18 protein-coding genes and 1 other RNA gene are annotated in these 17,758 nt (G+C 67.6%); 13 read left to right on the top strand and 6 right to left on the bottom strand.

Annotated elements, in window-relative coordinates; genetic code table 11:
- Positions 1 to 4: 4 nt before the first annotated feature.
- The 5 genes from TEF_19575 to TEF_19555 all read right to left on the bottom strand — a co-directional run bounded on the left by TEF_19575 (position 5) and on the right by TEF_19555 (position 7,457).
- On the bottom strand, positions 5 to 1,309 hold the full coding sequence (locus TEF_19575; GenBank protein ID ANK82749.1) for a dihydrolipoamide succinyltransferase: 1,305 nt from the start codon (positions 1,307 to 1,309) through the stop codon (positions 5 to 7).
- A gap of 34 nt (positions 1,310 to 1,343) precedes the next feature.
- The gene (locus TEF_19570; GenBank protein ANK82748.1) at positions 1,344 to 4,247 is read right to left on the bottom strand and encodes a 2-oxoglutarate dehydrogenase E1 component; all 2,904 of its coding nucleotides are present in this window, start codon (positions 4,245 to 4,247) and stop codon (positions 1,344 to 1,346) included.
- A gap of 86 nt (positions 4,248 to 4,333) precedes the next feature.
- Entirely contained in the window at positions 4,334 to 5,209 is an 876-nt protein-coding gene (locus TEF_19565) for a succinate--CoA ligase subunit alpha (GenBank protein ANK82747.1), read from the bottom strand.
- Positions 5,210 to 6,406, bottom strand: coding sequence for a succinate--CoA ligase subunit beta (locus TEF_19560; protein ID ANK82746.1), 1,197 nt, complete (start codon positions 6,404 to 6,406; stop codon positions 5,210 to 5,212).
- 88 nt (positions 6,407 to 6,494) lie between these two features.
- A complete protein-coding gene (locus TEF_19555) occupies positions 6,495 to 7,457 on the bottom strand; it encodes a malate dehydrogenase (GenBank protein ID ANK82745.1) in 963 nt (320 codons plus the stop codon).
- 189 nt (positions 7,458 to 7,646) lie between these two features.
- Here TEF_19555 and TEF_19550 point away from each other — a divergent pair, with 189 nt between their 5' ends.
- The 7 genes from TEF_19550 (at position 7,647) to TEF_19520 (ending at position 12,850) form a co-directional block, all read left to right on the top strand.
- Positions 7,647 to 8,372, top strand: a complete 726-nt coding sequence (locus tag TEF_19550; protein ANK82744.1) for a glycosyl transferase — start codon at positions 7,647 to 7,649, stop codon at positions 8,370 to 8,372.
- On the top strand, positions 8,369 to 8,686 hold the full coding sequence (locus tag TEF_19545; GenBank protein ID ANK82743.1) for a lipid A biosynthesis: 318 nt from the start codon (positions 8,369 to 8,371) through the stop codon (positions 8,684 to 8,686). Before TEF_19550 ends, TEF_19545 begins: the two co-directional genes overlap by 4 nt.
- 80 nt (positions 8,687 to 8,766) lie before the next feature.
- The gene (locus TEF_19540; protein ID ANK82742.1) at positions 8,767 to 9,123 is read left to right on the top strand and encodes a hypothetical protein; all 357 of its coding nucleotides are present in this window, start codon (positions 8,767 to 8,769) and stop codon (positions 9,121 to 9,123) included.
- A gap of 25 nt (positions 9,124 to 9,148) precedes the next feature.
- A complete protein-coding gene (locus tag TEF_19535; protein ANK83617.1) occupies positions 9,149 to 10,798 on the top strand; it encodes a hypothetical protein in 1,650 nt (549 codons plus the stop codon).
- Positions 10,795 to 11,508: a hypothetical protein gene (locus TEF_19530; GenBank protein ID ANK82741.1), complete on the top strand. Its 714-nt coding sequence runs from the start codon at positions 10,795 to 10,797 to the stop codon at positions 11,506 to 11,508. Before TEF_19535 ends, TEF_19530 begins: the two co-directional genes overlap by 4 nt.
- 2 nt (positions 11,509 to 11,510) lie before the next feature.
- The gene (locus tag TEF_19525) at positions 11,511 to 12,281 is read left to right on the top strand and encodes a hypothetical protein (protein ID ANK82740.1); all 771 of its coding nucleotides are present in this window, start codon (positions 11,511 to 11,513) and stop codon (positions 12,279 to 12,281) included.
- A gap of 74 nt (positions 12,282 to 12,355) precedes the next feature.
- Positions 12,356 to 12,850: an ArsR family transcriptional regulator gene (locus tag TEF_19520; protein ANK82739.1), complete on the top strand. Its 495-nt coding sequence runs from the start codon at positions 12,356 to 12,358 to the stop codon at positions 12,848 to 12,850.
- A gap of 4 nt (positions 12,851 to 12,854) precedes the next feature.
- Here the strand turns inward: TEF_19520 and TEF_19515 are convergent, their stop codons facing one another.
- Positions 12,855 to 13,265 (bottom strand): hypothetical protein, encoded by a 411-nt coding sequence (locus tag TEF_19515; protein ANK82738.1) that lies wholly within the window; start codon positions 13,263 to 13,265, stop codon positions 12,855 to 12,857.
- 119 nt (positions 13,266 to 13,384) lie between these two features.
- Here TEF_19515 and TEF_19510 point away from each other — a divergent pair, with 119 nt between their 5' ends.
- The 6 genes from TEF_19510 (at position 13,385) to TEF_19485 (ending at position 17,720) form a co-directional block, all read left to right on the top strand.
- A complete protein-coding gene (locus TEF_19510; protein ID ANK82737.1) occupies positions 13,385 to 14,029 on the top strand; it encodes a hypothetical protein in 645 nt (214 codons plus the stop codon).
- A gap of 71 nt (positions 14,030 to 14,100) precedes the next feature.
- The gene (locus TEF_19505; protein ANK82736.1) at positions 14,101 to 14,913 is read left to right on the top strand and encodes a pyrroline-5-carboxylate reductase; all 813 of its coding nucleotides are present in this window, start codon (positions 14,101 to 14,103) and stop codon (positions 14,911 to 14,913) included.
- Between the two features lie 43 nt (positions 14,914 to 14,956).
- Positions 14,957 to 15,052, top strand: an RNA gene (gene ffs, locus TEF_19500) — signal recognition particle sRNA small type.
- Between the two features lie 30 nt (positions 15,053 to 15,082).
- Positions 15,083 to 16,777, top strand: coding sequence for a hypothetical protein (locus TEF_19495; GenBank protein ID ANK82735.1), 1,695 nt, complete (start codon positions 15,083 to 15,085; stop codon positions 16,775 to 16,777).
- Positions 16,774 to 17,097 (top strand): nucleoid-associated protein, encoded by a 324-nt coding sequence (locus TEF_19490; protein ID ANK82734.1) that lies wholly within the window; start codon positions 16,774 to 16,776, stop codon positions 17,095 to 17,097. The genes TEF_19495 and TEF_19490 overlap by 4 nt, the downstream gene beginning before the upstream one ends.
- Before the next feature lie 29 nt (positions 17,098 to 17,126).
- On the top strand, positions 17,127 to 17,720 hold the full coding sequence (locus tag TEF_19485; GenBank protein ID ANK82733.1) for a recombination protein RecR: 594 nt from the start codon (positions 17,127 to 17,129) through the stop codon (positions 17,718 to 17,720).
- The last annotated feature ends 38 nt before the right edge of the window (positions 17,721 to 17,758 follow it).

The following is a 17,758-nucleotide window of genomic DNA, read 5'->3' as shown; positions in this document are numbered from 1 at the left end:
GCCGTCAGAGATCCAGGATCAGCCGCCGCGGGTCCTCCAGGTTCTCCTTCACCTTGACCAGGAACAGCACCGCTTCGCGGCCGTCGATGATGCGGTGGTCGTAGGAGAGAGCCAGGTACATCATCGGCCGCAGCTTGATCTCGCCGCCGACTTCCATGGGCCGCTGCTGGATCTTGTGCATGCCCAGGATGCCCGATTGCGGCGGGTTGAGGATTGGCGTCGACATCAGCGAGCCGTAGACCCCGCCATTGGAGATGGTGAAGGTGCCGCCCTGCAGCTCGTCCAGTCCCAGCTTGCCGTCCCGGGCGCGCGTGCCGAGATCCGCGATGGTGCTTTCGATGCCGGCGACGGACTTCTGATCGGCGTCCCGCACCACCGGAACGACCAGGCCGTTCGGCGTGCCGACCGCGACGCCGATGTGGTAGTAGTTCTTGTAGACGATGTCGTCGCCGTCGATCTCGGCGTTGACCGCCGGCAGCTCCTTCAGCGCCGCGATGCAGGCCTTGATGAAAAAGGCCATGAAGCCCAGTCGGGCACCGTGCTTCTTCTCGAAATCGTCCTTGTAGGCGCTGCGCAGCGCCAGGACCTCGGTCATGTCCACCTCGTTGAAGGTGGTCAGCATGGCCGCGGTGTTCTGCGCCTCCTTCAGACGCCGGGCGATGGTGCGGCGCAGCCGCGACATGCGCACGCGCTCTTCGCGGTCCTCCTCGGGCCGCGGCCCGGAAGAACCGGGGACGCTCTCCGGCGCGAGCGCCGCCTGACCGCCGCCCGACGACGACCGCTGCCGTTCGGCCTGCTTGGCGCGCCCCTCGGCGATGGCGCGGGCGACGTCGGCGCGGGTGACGCGGCCGTCCTTGCCGGTGCCCTCGATACCATCCAGGCTGACGCCCTTCTCCTCGGCCAGGGCCTTCGCGGAGTCCATGGCGACGACGTCCTTCGCCGGCTTTTTCGGCGCCGCGTCCTTCTTCTCCGGCGCCTTGTCCTGCTTCGGCTTGTCGCCCGCGTCCTTCTTCTCGTCCTTAGGCGCCTCGTCCTTCGCCTTCGGCTTGTCCTCGGACTTTGTGCCCTCGGCGTTTTCGTCGATGCGGCAGAGCAGGGCGCCCACCTCGACGGTAGCGCCTTCCTCGGCGACGATCTCGGAAAGCGCGCCGGCCGAGGTCGCATTCACCTCCAGCGTTACCTTGTCGGTTTCCAGTTCGCAGAGGGGATCGTCGACGGCGACGGCGTCGCCTTCCTTCTTGAACCACTGGCCGACCGTGGCCTCGGTGATCGACTCGCCCATTGTGGGCACCTTGATTTCAACAGCCATGTCGCGCCTTTCGCGTCGGTGCTCTTCTTGGTCTTCAGTATTCCGGGTTGGCGCCGGCGGGCTCGCCCTTGAGCGCCTTGGTGCAGAGGATGTCCTGCTCTTTCAGGTGCACCCGGGCCAGACCGGTGGCGGGCGAGGCCGAGGGCGGACGTCCCACATAGCAGGGCCGCTTGACCTTCTTCATGTCGGCCAGCTGGAAGCATTCCTCCAGCCAGTTCTGGACGAACAGCCACGCCCCCATGTTGCGCGGCTCTTCCTGACACCAGATCACCCGGTCCACGTGCGTGTAGGGCTTCAGTTCCTCGACCAGCGGCTTGGTCGGGTAGGGATAGAGCTGCTCGATGCGCAGGATGTGGGCGTCGTCGGCGCCCAGTTCCTCGCGCTTGTCGACCAGGTCGTAATAGACCTTGCCGGAACACAGGATCAGGGTCTTCGCCTTCTTCTTGTCGCTCGGCAGGGTCTCCTCGTAGAGCACCCGGTGGAACGACGAACCGGTCGAGAAGTCGTCCAGGGTCGACACGCAACGCTTGTGGCGCAGCAGCGACTTGGGCGTCATCAGAATCAGCGGCTTGCGGAAATCGCGGTGCACCTGGCGGCGCAGGATGTGGAAGTAGTTAGCCGGCGTGGTGCAGTTCGCGACCTGCATGTTGTCCTCGGCGCAGAGCTGCAGATAGCGCTCCAGCCGGGCGGAGCTGTGCTCGGGTCCCTGGCCTTCATGGCCGTGCGGCAGCAGCATCACCAGTCCGCTCATGCGCAGCCACTTGGCCTCGCCGTTGGAGAGGAACTGATCGATGATCACCTGGGCGCCGTTGGCGAAGTCGCCGAACTGCGCTTCCCACAACACCAGCGCGTTGGGCTCGGCCAGCGAGAAGCCGTATTCGAAGCCGAGCACCGCGGCCTCCGAGAGCATGGAATCGATGACCTCGAAGGTGGCCTGTTCCTCGGCGATGTTGCTCAGCGGCTGGTAGCGGTCCTCGGTCACCTGGTCGACCAGCACCGAATGGCGCTGGCTGAAGGTGCCGCGGCCTGAATCCTGGCCCGACAGCCGCACGGGCACGTTCTCCAGCGCCAGGCTGCCGAAGGCGAGCGCCTCGGCGGTGGCCCAGTCGATGCCTTCGCCGCTCTCGAACATCTTCTGCTTTGACTGCATCAGGCGCTTGATGGTGCGGTGGGCGTTGAAGTTCTCCGGGATATGCGTCAGCCCCGCGCCGATCTCCTTCAGCTTCTCCATCGGCACCGCGGTCGCCCCGCGGCGGTCGCCGAGCGGCGCGACGGACAGGCCGCTCCAGCGTCCCTCCAGCCAGTCGGCCTTGTTGGGCCGGAAGGAGTTGGCCGCCTCGAACTCGCCTTCCAGGTACTCGCGGAAGCCGGAAACCATCTGGTCGGCTTCCTCCTCGGTCATCACGCCGTCCTCGACCAGCCGCCGGGCGTAGATCTGGCGAGTCGTCGGGTGGGAGGCGATCTTGCGGTACATCAGCGGCTGGGTGAAGGAGGGCTCGTCGCCCTCATTATGGCCGTGGCGGCGATAGCAGAACATGTCGAGCACCACGTCGACGCCGAACTCCTGACGAAACTCCGTGGCGATCTTGGCGGCGTGCACGACGGCTTCCGGATCGTCGCCGTTCACGTGCAGGATCGGCGCGGCGACCATCTTGCCCACGTCGGACGGATAGGGCGAGGAGCGGGAGTATTTCGGCGAGGTCGTGAAGCCGATCTGGTTGTTGACGATGATATGGATCGTGCCGCCGACGGCGTAGCCCTTCAGGCCCGACAGGCCGAAGCACTCCGCGACAATGCCCTGGCCGGCGAAGGCGGCGTCGCCGTGCATCAGGATCGGCAGCACCTTGTGGGAACTGTTGGGGCCGAGCTGGCGGATCTTCGCCCGCGCCTTGCCCAGGACCACCGGATCGACCGCTTCCAGGTGCGACGGGTTGGCGGTCAGCGACAGATGCACCTTGTTGCCGTCGAACTCGCGGTCGGACGAGGTGCCGAGGTGATACTTGACGTCGCCCGAGCCCTGGACGTCGTCGGGGTTGGCGGCGTTGCCCTGGAACTCGGAGAACACGGCGCGGAACGGCTTGCCCATCACGTTGGTCAGCACGTTCAGGCGGCCGCGGTGCGGCATGCCGAGGATGATCTCCTGCACGCCGAGCTGGCCGCCGCGCTTGATGATCGCCTCCATGGCCGGCATCAGCGCCTCGCCGCCGTCCAGGCCGAAGCGCTTGGTGCCGGTGTACTTCACGTTCATGAAGTTCTCGAAGCCCTCGGCCTCGGCGATCTTGTTCAGGATCGCCTTCTTGCCCATCAGGGTGAAGGTGACTTCCTTGTCCGGGCCCTCGATGCGGTTCTGGATCCAGGATTTCTGTTCCGGACTCTGGATGTGCATGTATTCGACGGCCAGGGTGCCGCAGTAGACTTTCTGCACGACCTCCAGGATTTCCCGCATGGTCGCGGCTTCCATGCCGAGAACCTTGTCGAGGAAGATCGGACGGTCCATGTCCTTGTCTTCGAAGCCGTAGGTCTTCGGATTGAGCTCCGGATGCTCCATCGGCTGGTCCAGACCCAGCGGATCCAGCGTGGCCTGCAGGTGTCCGCGCACGCGATAGGCGCGGATCAGCATCAGGGCCCGAAGGCTGTCCAGCGTCGCCTGCCGGGCCTGCTCGGAATCGACCGGAGTCTCGGTGCGCGCGCCCGCCTTGACCGCGGGGCCGAGCAGTTCATAGGGGTCGTCGACCTCCAGGCTGCCGTTCTTCGCGCCCCAGCTCGCGCCGTCGGTGGCGCGCCGGACCGTCTCCAGCTCGTCGCCCACGGTGTCGAAGAAGCCGGCCCAGCTCTCGTCCACGGAGGTCGGATCTTCGAGATATTTCTCGTAGAGCTCCTCGATGAAAATGGAGTTCGTGCCGTTCAGGAAAGCGGCTGCGAGATTCTCAGAACCCATTTCGTGCCCGGCGCGGGGCTTTCCCCCGCGTCCCTTCTGTCGTCATTCCAAAGGGGCGGGTTAGCATAGCTGCGATTGACGCCCCGTTAAGACTTGAGTTTCTCCACCAGCGTGGTGCCCAGCGCCGACGGCGAGTCCGCGACGGTGATGCCGGCCGAACGCATGGCCTCCATCTTGTCCTCGGCGCCGCCCTTGCCGCCGGCGATGATGGCGCCCGCATGGCCCATGCGGCGGCCCGGCGGCGCGGTCACGCCGGCGATGAAGCCGACGACCGGCTTCTTCACCTTCGAGGCCTTGAGGAATTCCGCGGCCTCCTCCTCGGCGGTGCCGCCGATCTCGCCGATCATGATGATCGATTCGGTCTCGTCGTCACCCAGGAACAGGTCCAGGCAGTCGATGAAGTTGGTGCCGTTGACCGGGTCGCCGCCGATGCCGATGCAGGTCGACTGACCCAGCCCCGCGGCCGTGGTCTGCGCCACCGCCTCGTAGGTCAGCGTGCCGGAGCGCGAGACGATGCCGACATTGCCGCGCTTGTGGATGTGGCCGGGCATGATGCCGATCTTGCACTCGTCGGGCGTGATGACGCCGGGGCAGTTCGGCCCGATCAGGCGGCTGCCGGACCGCTGCAGCGCGTGCTTTACCTTCACCATGTCGAGCACGGGAATGCCTTCGGTGATGCAGGTGATCAGCTCGATCCCGGCGTCGATCGCTTCCAGGATCGCGTCGGCCGCGAAGGGTGGCGGCACGTAGATCACGGACGCGTTGGCGCCGGTCCTGTCCTTCGCCTCGGCCACGGTGTTGAACACGGGCAGGCCCAGATGCTCGGAACCGCCCTTGCCCGGGCTGGTGCCGCCGACCATCTTCGTGCCGTAGGCGATCGCCTGCTCGGAGTGGAAGGTCCCCTGGTTGCCGGTGAAGCCCTGGCAGATGACCTTGGTGTCCTTGTTGACCAGAACCGCCATTTACGCAGCCTCCTTCACGGCCTTGACGACCTTCTCCGCGGCGTCCGCCAGATTGTCGGCGGCGACGATGGTCAGGCCCGAATCGGCCATGATCTGCTTGCCCTGCTCGACATTGGTGCCCTCGAGCCGGACCACCAGCGGCTTGTCCAGCTTCACCTCGCGGGCCGCCGCGACGACGCCCTCGGCGATGACGTCGCAGCGCATGATGCCGCCGAAGATGTTGACCAGGATGCCCTTCACGTTGGGGTCCGACAGGATGATCTTGAACGCCTCGGTCACCTTCTCCTTGGTGGCGCCGCCGCCCACGTCCAGGAAGTTGGCGGGCTCTGAACCGTAGAGCTTGATGATGTCCATGGTCGCCATGGCGAGGCCCGCGCCATTGACCATGCAGCCGATCTCGCCGTCCAGCTTGACGTAGTTGAGGTCGTATTCGGAGGCCTTGACCTCCATCGGATCCTCTTCCTCGACGTCGCGCAGTTCGGCCACGTCCTTGTGGCGGTAGAGCGCGTTGTCGTCGAAGTTCATCTTGGCGTCGAGCGCGATCACCTCGCCGCCGCCGGTGACCACCAGCGGGTTGATCTCCACCAGGCTGGCGTCGAGATCGACGAAGGCGTTGTAGAGCGCGGTGATGAACTTCGTCGCCGATTTCACCTGGTCGCCCTCGAGACCCAGGAAGAAGGCGATCCTGCGGGCGTGGAAACCGGAGATGCCGGTGCCGGGATCGACCTTCACGCGCAGGATCTTCTCCGGCGTCTTCTCGGCGACGTCCTCGATGTCCATGCCGCCCTCGGCCGAGGCCATGAAGGTGATGGCGCTGGTGCCGCGGTCGAGCAGGACCGAGAGGTAGAGCTCGCGGGCGATGTCGCAGCCGTCCTCGATGTAGAGGCGCTTGACCTCCTTGCCCGCTTCGCCGGTCTGCTTGGTGACCAGCACCTGGTTCAGCATCTCGCCGGCGTTGGTCCTGACCTCGTCGACGGACTTGGAGACGCGCACGCCGCCCTTGCCGTCCGGGTTGCCCTTGAAGCGGCCGGCGCCCCGTCCGCCCGCGTGGATCTGCGATTTGACGACCCACACGGGTCCGCCCAGTTCCTCGGCGGCCTTGACCGCCTCGTCGACCGTGAAGGCCGGCTTGCCGTTCGGCGTCGCGACGCCGTACTTCCGCAGCAGCGCCTTCGCCTGATATTCGTGAATGTTCATGGTGTTCCCGGGTTCCGAGACAAGACGACCCGTCCGCAGCCTCCCGGGCGCGAACGGGGGCTCAACCTAACCAGCGCAGCCGCCGAATTCAACCGAGTGAGCTATCGATCTTCTTGCACGCGTCGACGAGGCCCTTCACCGCCTCGACGGACTTGTTGAAGTTGCCCTGTTCCTCGTCGGTGAGCTCGATCTCGACGATGCGCTCCACGCCCTGGTCGCCGATCACCACCGGGACGCCGACATAGAGGTCGTCGACGCCGAACTGGCCGGTCAGGTGCGCCGCGCAGGGCAGCACGCGCTTCTCGTCGAACAGATAGGCCTCGGCCATCTGGATCGCCGAGGTCGCCGGGGCGTAGAAGGCCGAGCCGTTGCCCAGCAGACCGACGATCTCGGCGCCGCCGTCGCGGGTGCGCTGGACGATCTGGTCCAGCTTGTCCTGGCTGATCCAGCCCATCTTCACCAGGTCGGGCATGGGGACGCCGGCGACGGTGGTGTAGCGGGTCGACGGCACCATGGTGTCGCCATGGCCGCCCAGCACGAAGGCGGTGACGTCCTCCACCGAGACGTTCATCGCCTCGGCCAGGAAGAAGCGGAAACGCGCGGAATCGAGCACGCCGGCCATGCCGACCACCTTGGCGTGGGGCAGGCCGCAGACCTTCTGCAGCACCCAGACCATGGCGTCGAGCGGGTTGGTGATGCAGATGACGAAGGCGTCCGGGGCGTACTGCTTGATGCCGTCGCCGACCTGCTTCATGACCTTGATGTTGGTTTCCAGCAGGTCGTCGCGGCTCATGCCCGGCTTGCGCGGGATGCCGGCGGTGACGATGATGACGTCCGCGCCCGCGATGTCCTTGTAGTCCTTGGTGCCCTTGAGCACGGCGTTGAAGCCGTCGACCGGCGCGCTCTCCGCCAGGTCCAGCGCCTTGCCCTTTGCCACGCCCTCGACGATGTCGAAGACGACCACGTCGCCGAGCTGCTTCATCGCGGCGAGATGGGCGAGGGTGCCGCCGATATTGCCGCCGCCGATCAGTGCGATTTTCCTGCGCGCCATTCTGATTGTCCCCCAGTGACGTTGGTTTCCGGATTGCGGCCCTTTTAGGCCCGGGCCCCTGCGCGCCGCCAGTGTGCCACTTGTCGCGGCTGCCGGGGAGGTCAATTCGGCCGCCGCGTCCGTGAATGGCGCAATGGACGCGTCAGCGTAAATCTGGCATAGGCGCGGCTTCTTGACGGAACGGGACGCATGCCAGCTTTTTCGGTCGTGATCCCCGCGATGAACGAGGCCGGCAACATCGGCCGGCTGGTCGTGGAAATTCACGAGACACTGACCGACGATCCGCCCGCGGAGATCATCGTCATCGACGACGGCTCCGACGATGCGACGGCCGACGAACTGCGCGCCGCCATGGCGCAGGTGCCGTCGCTCAGGGTGCTGCGCCATGACCGCCGTTCGGGCCAGAGCGCGGCCGTGCGTTCGGGCGTGCGCGCGGCGCGGGCGGAAGTCATCGTGACCATGGATGGCGACGGCCAGAACCCGCCCGCGGACATTCCGAAGCTGCTGGCGGCGCTGGCCGGCGGCCCGGCGGGCGAGCCGGCGCTGGTCAATGGCTGGCGCACCGGGCGCAAGGCTACCGGCAGCCGCCGCCTGGCCAGCCGCTTCGCCAACCGGGTGCGGCAGTGGGCGCTGAAGGATGAATGCCCCGATTCCGGCTGCGGCCTGAAGGCGTTCTGGCGGGAGAACTATCTCGCGCTGCCCTTCTTCGCGACCATGCACCGTTTCATGCCGGCGCTGTTCGGCCTCTACGGCCGCCAGACCGCGACAGTCGAAGTGGGCGACCGCGCGCGCGACGCCGGCGCGTCCAAGTACACCAACTGGAAGCGCGGGCTGGACGGCGCCTTCGACCTGCTGGCCTTCACCTGGCTCAGGTCGCGGACGCGCACGCCCGTGGCGACGGAGATCGAACGATGATGGAGGCGGTACTCGCCTGGTGGGACCGGATGACGGGCATCGAGGCCTGGCTGGTCGTCTTCGGCGTCATCGCGCAGTCGATGTTCTTCATGCGCTTCGCGGTGCAGTGGGTCGTCTCCGAACGCGCCCGCCGCTCCATCGTCCCGGAGATGTTCTGGTACTTTTCCATCGCAGGCGGGATCCTGATGTTCATCTACGCCGTGCTCAGGGAGGATCCGGTGATCATGCTGGGCCAGTCGACCGGAATCATCATCTATTCGCGCAACATCTACTTCATCTGGCGGGAGAAGCGCCGCTTTCCCGGCGCGGATTGATTGCTCCGGGCGTCCCCTTTCCGTCATCCCCGCCGTTGCGAAGCAGCGCGCGGGGATCGGGTGGTCTCCGGTCGCGGGCAATGGTGAAGGCTTACTACGTCTACATTCTCGCCAATGCACGACGTGGCGCATTCTATGTCGGCGTGACATCCGACCTCATTGGACGGTGTCATCAGCACAAGGCGGGCATTCCCAACTCGTTCACCAACCGCTACAGCATCAAGTATCTGATCTGGTACGAGTCGCACGGCGATCCAGAGTCAGCGATCCGGCGGGAGAAACGGATAAAGCGGTGGACACGCGAACAGAAGACCTCGGTGATCGAGGCGCACAATCCGGAATGGCGCGATCTGAGCGGCAGCCTTGGCGGGGCGGCGATTTCCGAATGTCCCGTGCTGCCCGATCCCCGAGTGCTGCGGACGCGGCATCGGGGATGACCAACCTGTTCGCACAATGGGCGGCATGAGTCCTGCCGCCCTCATCGACCGCATCGGCGACTGGCCGAGGCGCTGGCGCTACGGCCTCCTCACCCTCGTCGCGCTGGCCTTCTTCCTGCCGGGCTTGTTCTCGATCCCGCCCGTCGACCGCGACGAAAGCCGCTTCGCTCAGGCGACCAAGCAGATGCTGGAGACCGGCGACCTGGTCGACATCCGCTTCCAGGACCAGGCGCGCCACAAGAAGCCGGCCGGCATCTACTGGCTGCAGGCCGCCGCGGTCAGCCTGACGGGCGAGCGCGAGGCGATCTGGGCCTACCGGCTGCCGTCGCTCGTCTCGGCGGTCGCCGCGGTACTGCTGACCGCGGCCATCGGCGGCATGCTGTTCGGCCCCGGCGTCGGCTTCACGGCGGGCGCGATCATGGCGGCGGCGGTGCTGCTCAACGTCGAGGCGCGCACGGCCAAGACCGACGCGGCCCTGCTGGCATTCACCCTCGCGGCGCTGGCGCTGATGGTCCGCGTCATCCAGGGGCGGGCCCGCGCGGTGCTTTCCGCCTACGGTTTCTGGGCGACGCTCGGCGCCGGCTTCCTGGTCAAGGGGCCGATCCTGTTCCTGCCTGTCGCGGGCCTTGCGCTGGCGGAAAGCTGGCGCCGCCGCGGCCTCGGCTGGATCGGGCGGCTGCGCACGCTGACAGGCGTTCTCCTTTTCGCCGCCGTCGGCGCGCCGTGGTTCATCGCCATCGGCATGGCGACCGACGGCAGCTTCTTCGCCGAATCCATCGGCAAGGACATGCTCGCCAAGGTCGCCGGCGGGCAGGAGAGCCACGGCGCGCCGCCCGGCCTCTATCTGGCGCTGGCGCCGCTGACCTTCTGGCCGTTCTCGCTGCTGGGCCTGCTGGCCCTGCCCTGGATCTGGCGGAGCCGCCGCCGCGGCGAGGTGCTGTTGCTGCTCGGCTGGGCGCTGCTCACCTGGATCGTCTTCGCACTGACGCCGACCAAGTTGGCGCACTACGTCCTGCCGGCCTATCCGGCTCTGGCGATCCTCGCCGCCGCGGCGCTGGCGGACGCGGACCCGGCCGGGCCGCGCTGGTGGCGCTGGACCGCATTCGGACTCTGGAGTCTGATTACCCTGGCGCTGGCGCTGGCCATGCCGGTCATGGGAATCGAGATCGGCTTGTCCTTCGGCGTTGCCTGGCTCGCCGGCGTGCTGCTGTTCGCGGCGTTGCACGCCGGCTACAGGCTGGCGGTCGGCGGGGCGACCGCGCGGCATCTGGTCGGTCTCGGCCTCCTGGCGATGGTCTTCTCCGGTGCGGTCTTCGGACGCTTCATTCCGTCCCTCGAGCCGGCCTTCGTCGCGCCGCGCCTGGTCGAGGCGCTGCCGGCGCGGGCCGGCTGCGAACGTCCCTGGCTGGCCAGTGCGGGCTTCACCGAGCCGAGCCTGGTCTTCCTGACCGAAACCCGCACCGTCCTGGGCAGCGGGGCGGAAGCGGCCGACCACCTGGCGGCTCATCCCCGGTGCGGCGTCGCCGCGGTCGAAGCGCGCCAGCGGGACGCCTTTCTTGACCGGCTGGGGACCACGGGCCACAAGGTGGTCGCGATGGAGACGGTTGCAGGCTTCAACTACGCCCGGGGACGGCCGGTGGCGATCACGATCTATGTCAGCGAAGGGCCGCAATGAGCGACGCCAACCCGCTTCGGGCCGCCGGGGAGCGCCGCCTGGCCGAGGTTCGCGGCCGCTACCTGCTGCCCTGGCAGATCGCGCTCTACGAAGCCATCCTGGCGGCGGCGGTGGTTGGCTCGGCCGGCTTCGACCTCTGGCTGACGACGAAGCTGCATCAGTCGCAGGGGATGCTGGCCACGGCGCTGCGGACCGTCGAGGACCTGGGCGACAGCAAGTGGTTCATCGTGCCGAGCGCCTGCTGGCTGCTGGCCTGTCTGCTGCTTTTCCGGCTGGCCGGCGATCCGGAAGTCCGCCGCCGTCTGCGCTGGTGGACAGTCAGCCTCGCCTATCTTCTGGCCTCGGTCTCGGTCTCCGGCATCGTCGCCAACATCTTCAAGACTATCTTCGGACGCGCGCGTCCCATGGCGCTGAGCCCCGGCGAGACGGCGGAGTGGACCCTGTTCGCCTTCGACTGGCGGCTGCAGTCCTTCCCCTCGGGCCACGCCACGACGCTGTTCTCGGCGGCGGTGGCGCTTTCGGTCCTGTTCCCGCGCTTCCGCTGGTTCTTCATCGGCGCGGCGGTGGCGGGCTCCCTCGGCCGGCTCGCCATCGGGGCGCACTTCTTCGCCGACATCGTCGCCGGCGCGGCGCTGGGCGGTTTTACTGCGTGGTGGCTGAAGGGCTTCATGGCGCGCCGGGGCGTCGCGCCCGTGGCGGCATCGGCATGAATATGCGCGCCGCAGGTCTCGACCGCATCCGCGACATCTGCCTCGTGGCGGGGCTGTTCCTTGCGCCGGTCGGGATCTACGTGCCCCTCGATCACTGGACGGCGGGACTGTTCCATCTGGGCGGCGGCGAGTTCTGGCTGACCGATTCCTGGGTCGGCACGGCTTTTCACGGCTATATCCGTCCGGCCTTCTACTGGCTGCTGGCGGCCCTTGTGGTCGCCCTGGCCGTCCGCAGCTTCCGCATGCCGGGACAGCGCTGGCTGACGCTCCGGCGGCTGCTCTATGTCGGCGCGGTCGTCGGTCTCGGGCTCGGTCTGGTCACCAACAACATCCTCAAGGACCGCTTCGACCGGCCCCGGCCGATGCAGACGGTCGAGTATGGCGGTGAGGCGCGCTATCAGCCGCCCGTGCTGCCGGCGAAGGGCTGCGAGCGGAACTGCTCCTTCGTCTCCGGCGACGCCGCGGCGGGGTTCGTCCTGATCGCCCTGCCGCTCGCCTTCGCCTCCGGCCGGCGGCGCTGGCAGTTGATGAAAGCGACGCTCTGGATCGGTGCGACGGTGGGGCTGCTGCGGATGCTGAACGGCTCACACTACCTGTTCGACGTGGTCTATGCCGGGGTGATCAACGTCGCCATTGCCGCGGTTCTGTGGCGTCCGTTCATGCGCTGGCGCTGGGCCGAGGTCAGGGCGCTGCCCAGGCGGCTGGCGGCCATGGGCCGCGCAGCGGGCGAGGGGGCGGCCTTCGCCTGGCGCTGGCTGCGCCATCCCCGCTGAATGCTGATTTCGCGGTTGCGGAATCGCGCGTCACGCAATAATGTTGCGCGCAGAATGGCCGATGGGTACTTTTCATGCAGCGCGTAAAGCTCGACGGCATCGACCGGCGGATCCTCGCCGATCTGCAGGCTGACGGCCGGATCACCAATGTGGAACTGGCCCGACGGGTCGGCATCTCCGCGCCGCCATGCCTGCGCCGGGTGCGCGCCCTGGAGGACGCCGGCTACATCCAGGGCTATCACGCCCACCTCGCGCCCGAACTGCTGGGCTTCGGCGTCACGGTCTTCGCCATGGTGGGGCTGGAGAATCAGGCGGAGAACGATCTCAAGGCCTTCGAGACCCGGGTGCGCAACTGGCCGCTGGTGCGTGAGTGCACCATGCTGGCCGGCGAGATCGACTTCATCCTGAAGGTCGTGGCGAAGGACTGGGAAGCCTATCAACACTTCCTGACGACGGAACTCACCGCCGCGCCGAACGTGGCCCACGTGAAGACTTCGCTCGGCATCCGGCAGTCCAAGTACGAACCCGGCGTCCCCGTCGAACTGGCCGAGACCGCGGCCGGCGAGTAGGCGCTCAGCCGCTTGCGGGAAGGTCGATCACCCTGACCGCGCCGCTGGCGGTCGCCACCGCGCCGGCGCCGTCGTCGTAGAGCTTCGCCTCGACGAACTTCGTCGCCCGGCCGCCGCCGACAACCACCGCCTCGCAGCGCAGCAGTCCGGGGCGGGCCTCGCGCACGAAGTTCACCGTCATGGTCATGGTGACGCCGTACTTGCCGCGCCCGCCATCCACGGCGGAAGCGCCGCCGCCGGCCAGCCCGCAGTCCAGGAAGGCCGACAGCATGCCGCCATGGACCGAGCCGGCGGCGTTCAGGTGATAGTCGCCGAACTCCGTCTCCAGCACGTAGCGGCCGTTCGCCTTCTCCACCACACGGATCGGCATGTGGTCGGAAAAGATCGGCGTGGCCCTGATCTCGTTGCGAATCATGTGCTCCCTCCCCTGGAACCGGCGTCAGATGCCCCAGGGCGTGGCGGGCGTCAATCGCCGCCTCTTCACGCGCGGGGCGGGGGCCGCTACATCTGCATGACAGCCAAGGGGAGAAGTCCATGAAAGTCGCCATCGTGCCCGTCACGCCCTTCCGACAGAACGCCTGCGTCATCTGGGACCCGGAGACCATGGTGGGGGCGCTGACGGATCCGGGCGGCGACGCCGAGCACCTGCTGGAGGTCGCGAAGGAGAACGGCGTCAGGCTGGAGAAGATCCTGGTCACCCACGGACATCTCGACCATGCCGGCGCGGTGGCGGAACTGGCCGAGAAGCTGGAGCTGCCGATCGAGGGGCCGCAGAAGGAGGAGACCTTCTGGATCGACCGTCTCGACGAGCAGGCGCAGCGTTTCGGCTTCGGCCATGCCCGCTCCTTCACGCCGGACCGCTGGCTGGAAGACGGCGACGAGGTCACCGTCGGCACCATGACGCTGCAGGTCCGCCATTGCCCGGGCCACACGCCCGGCCACGTGATCTTCTTCCACGAGCCCTCGAAGATCGCCATTGTCGGCGACGTGCTGTTCCGCGGCTCGGTCGGTCGCACCGATTTCCCTCGTGGCAACCATCAGCAGCTCATCACCTCGATCCGGGAGAAGCTCTGGCCGCTGGGCGACGACGTCACCTTCGTGCCGGGCCATGGCGACACGTCCACCTTCGGCAACGAGCGCATGACGAACCCCTATTGCGCCGACTTCGTGCAGGTCTGAGACGGGGCGGATAGATTAGAGAGGTCTCCCCCCATCGAGGGAGGGGATTGAAAACGCGGAGGACCTTGAAAATGGCCAACGGACGGCTTCTCGTCGGTTGCGGCAAGATGGGCGGCGCCATGCTGGACGGCTGGCTGGCGCGCGGCACCGATCCGGAGACCGTGGTGATCGTGGAGCCGGCCGAGGCCGCACAGACGGCGTTGAAGGCGAAGGGTGTCACCGTCGTGTCCTCTGCGGACGACGTCCCGGACGGATTCGCCCCCGACTGCGTGATCCTGGCGGTGAAGCCGCAGATGATGGCCGATGTCGCGCCGGCCTATGCCCGTTTCAGGTCGCCGGCGACGCAGTTCCTCTCCATCGCCGCCGGCACCACCATCGGCTTCTTCGAGGGCGCGCTGGGCGGTGACGCGGCGATCGTGCGCACCATGCCCAACACGCCGGCGGCCGTGGGCAAGGGGATGATCGTCGCCTGTCCGAATCCGAACGTCACCGAGGCGATGAAGACCCGCGCCGGTGAATTGCTGGCGGCGGTGGGCGAAGTCGCATGGGTCGAGGACGAGGGCCAGATGGACGCGGTGACGGCGGTTTCCGGTTCCGGTCCGGCCTATGTCTTCCACATGATCGAATGTCTGGCCGCGGCGGGCGAGGCGGCGGGCCTGCCGGCGGAGCTCTCCGCCAGGCTGGCGCTGCAGACGGTCTACGGCGCCGGTTGCCTGGCGCGGGATGCGGATGACGGCCCGGCGCAGCTTCGCGTCAATGTCACCAGCCCCGGCGGCACGACCGAGGCGGCGCTGAAGGTGCTGATGGCAGAAGGCGGCCTGAAGCCGTTGATGGAAAAGGCGGTTCTGGCCGCCCGCGACAGGGGACGCGAACTGGGCGGCTGACTCCCCTTGAAATGGGGGGGACTTCCTTGCGATATACGGCCCGGGAGGTTGCCTGCGGACGGACCGCTCGCCAACCCGGTCAGATCCGGAAGGAAGCAGCCGTAACGAATCCGGTCCGGGTCGCCGGGCAATCTCCCGCCCGATCACTCCATGGAGCCGTGCAGGGACGATGACAGAGGCCGGTCCAGCGCCCTATCAGGTTCTCGCACGCAAGTACCGCCCCCAGAGCTTCGACGAACTGATCGGCCAGGACGCGCTGGTCCGCACTCTCTCCAACGCCATCGAGCACAAGCGTCTGCACCACGGCTACATGCTCACCGGCGTGCGCGGCGTGGGCAAGACGACGACCGCGCGGATCATCGCCAAGGCGCTCAACTGCGGCTCGGTCGACGGCCCGACCATGACGCCATGCGGGACCTGCAAGGACTGCCGCGACATCGCCGAGGGGCGGCACATCGACGTTCAGGAGCTGGACGCGGCCTCCCGCACCAAGGTCGAGCAGATGCGGGAGCTTCTCGACAGCGTGCCCTATCTGCCGGTGCAGGGCCGCTTCAAGGTCTACATCGTGGACGAGGTCCACATGCTGTCGAACAACTCCTTCAACGCATTGCTGAAGACGCTGGAGGAGCCGCCGGCGCACGTCGTCTTCATCTTCGCCACCACCGAGATCCGCAAGGTGCCGGTAACGGTGCTGTCGCGCTGCCAGCGCTTCGACCTGAAGCGCGTGCCGGCAGACGGCCTGATCCGGCACCTGAAATCGATCGCCGACAGCGAGGGCGCGACCGTCGACGAGGGCGCGCTGCAATTGCTGGCGCGCGCCGCCGAGGGCTCCGTCCGCGATTCGCTTTCGCTGCTGGATCAGGCGATCGCCCATGGCGGCGGGCAGGCCGACGAGGCGCTGGTCCGTGACATGCTGGGACTCGCCGACCGCCGCCGCGTGCTGGAGCTCTACGAGGCGGCGATGAAGGGCGAGGGCGCCGAAGCGCTGACCCTTCTGCGGGAACTCTACGACGCCGGCGCGGACCCGCAGATGATCCTTCAGGATCTGCTGGAAGTGACCCACTGGCTGTCGGCGGAGAAGCTGGCGCCGGGCCACGAACCGCCCGAGGCGCGCGCCGCCGAGGAGCGGGAGAAGGGCCAGGCCATGGCGGCGGCGCTGTCGATGCCGGTGCTTTCCCGCGCATGGTCGATGCTGCTGAAGGCCCTGGCGGAAGCGCGCAACGCGCCGTCGCCGATCGCCGCGGCCGAGATGTCGGTGATCCGCCTGGCCTACGCGTCCGACCTGCCGGACCCGGCGGACCTGATGCGCCGCCTGCAGCAGGACGGCGGCGCGGCGCCGGCCGCGCCACAGCCGCAGGCCCCGCGCGGCGGCAATGGCGGCGGCGGAGCCCGGCCACAGGCGCAGGCGGTTTCCCGTCCCGCGCCACAGGCGGCCCCGGAACCGGACGGGCCGCCGCTGCCGCAGGACTTCCAGGCGTTGCTGCAGTTCGTCGACGACGCCAAGGAGATCGGCCTGCTGGGCCATCTGGAGAACCACGTCCGGCTGGTCAGCTATCAGCCCGGCCGCCTGGAAATCGCGCTGACCGACGGCGCGCCGGCGGATTTCAGTCAGCGGCTGGTCAACTGGCTGAACCAGCGGACCGGCGCGCGCTGGGGTGTTATCATTTCCAACGCCGAGGGCGAGCCGACCGTTGCCGAGCAGCGCCGGGCCGCGGCGGCGCAGCGCCAGGCCTCCGACGAGGACGATCCGCTGGTCCGCGAGGTGAAGAAGTTTTTTCCGAAGGCGTTCGTGATCGGCCGGGCGGAGCTTGGCGCCGAGCCGGTCCCCCCCGCTCCGGATGACGAGGAGAACGAAGACGGATGAAGAATCTCGGCAACCTGATGAAGCAGGCCAAGGCCATGCAGGAGAAGATGGAATCCCTGCAGGCCGAACTGGAGACGCTGGAGGTCACCGGGGAGGCCGGAGCCGGCATGGTCAAGGTCACCATGACCGCCAAGGGCGCGGTGCAGAAGGTGAAGATCGATCCTTCCCTGCTCGACCCCGAAGACCCCGAGATGGTCGAGGATCTGGTCGTGGCGGCGCTGAACGACGCCAAGCGCCGCGCCGACGGGGCGGCCAAGGAGAAGATGAGCGAAGTCACCGGCGGGCTCGACCTGCCGCCCGGCATGAAGCTGCCGTTCTGAAGACGCCGGATCTGGAGCGTCACTGAACCATGGCCGCCGCCGATGTCGAACGCCTGATCAGGCTGCTGGCCAAGCTGCCCGGACTCGGTCCGCGTTCGGCGCGGCGCGCGGCGCTCCATATGATCCAGCGCAAGGAGGCGGTGATGCTGCCGCTGGCCGAGGCGCTGGCCCAGACCGCCGAATCGGTCGGCGTCTGTGCGACCTGCGGCAATGTCGACACCGTGAACCCCTGCGAGATCTGCGCCGATCCGCGGCGCGACCCGGCGATCATCTGCGTCGTCGAACAGGTCGGCGACCTCTGGGCGCTGGAACGCGCTTCCGCCTTCCGCGGCCGCTATCACGTCCTCGGCGGCGTACTCTCCGCGCTGGACGGGGTGAGCCCCGAGGACCTCAACATCGAGAGCCTGATTCCGCGCGCCGCCGACCCGGCGGTCACCGAGATCATCCTGGCCACCAACGCCACCGTCGACGGACAGACCACGGCCCACTACATCACCGAGCGGCTGGAAGAAAGCGGCGTCGAGATCACCCGGCTGGCGCGCGGCGTGCCGGTCGGCGGCGAGCTGGACTATCTCGACGATGGCACGCTGGTGACCGCCTTCGCCAGCCGCAAGGGAATCTAGGTCGTTCCAATCTTTGATTGAACCGCCGGAAACTGTTG

It is taken from the genome of Rhizobiales bacterium NRL2 (assembly GCA_001664005.1).
GTDB lineage: Bacteria > Pseudomonadota > Alphaproteobacteria > Minwuiales > Minwuiaceae > Minwuia.
The sequence above is the reverse complement of the archived record's forward strand: the minus strand, read 5'-3'. Positions and strand labels throughout refer to the sequence as shown.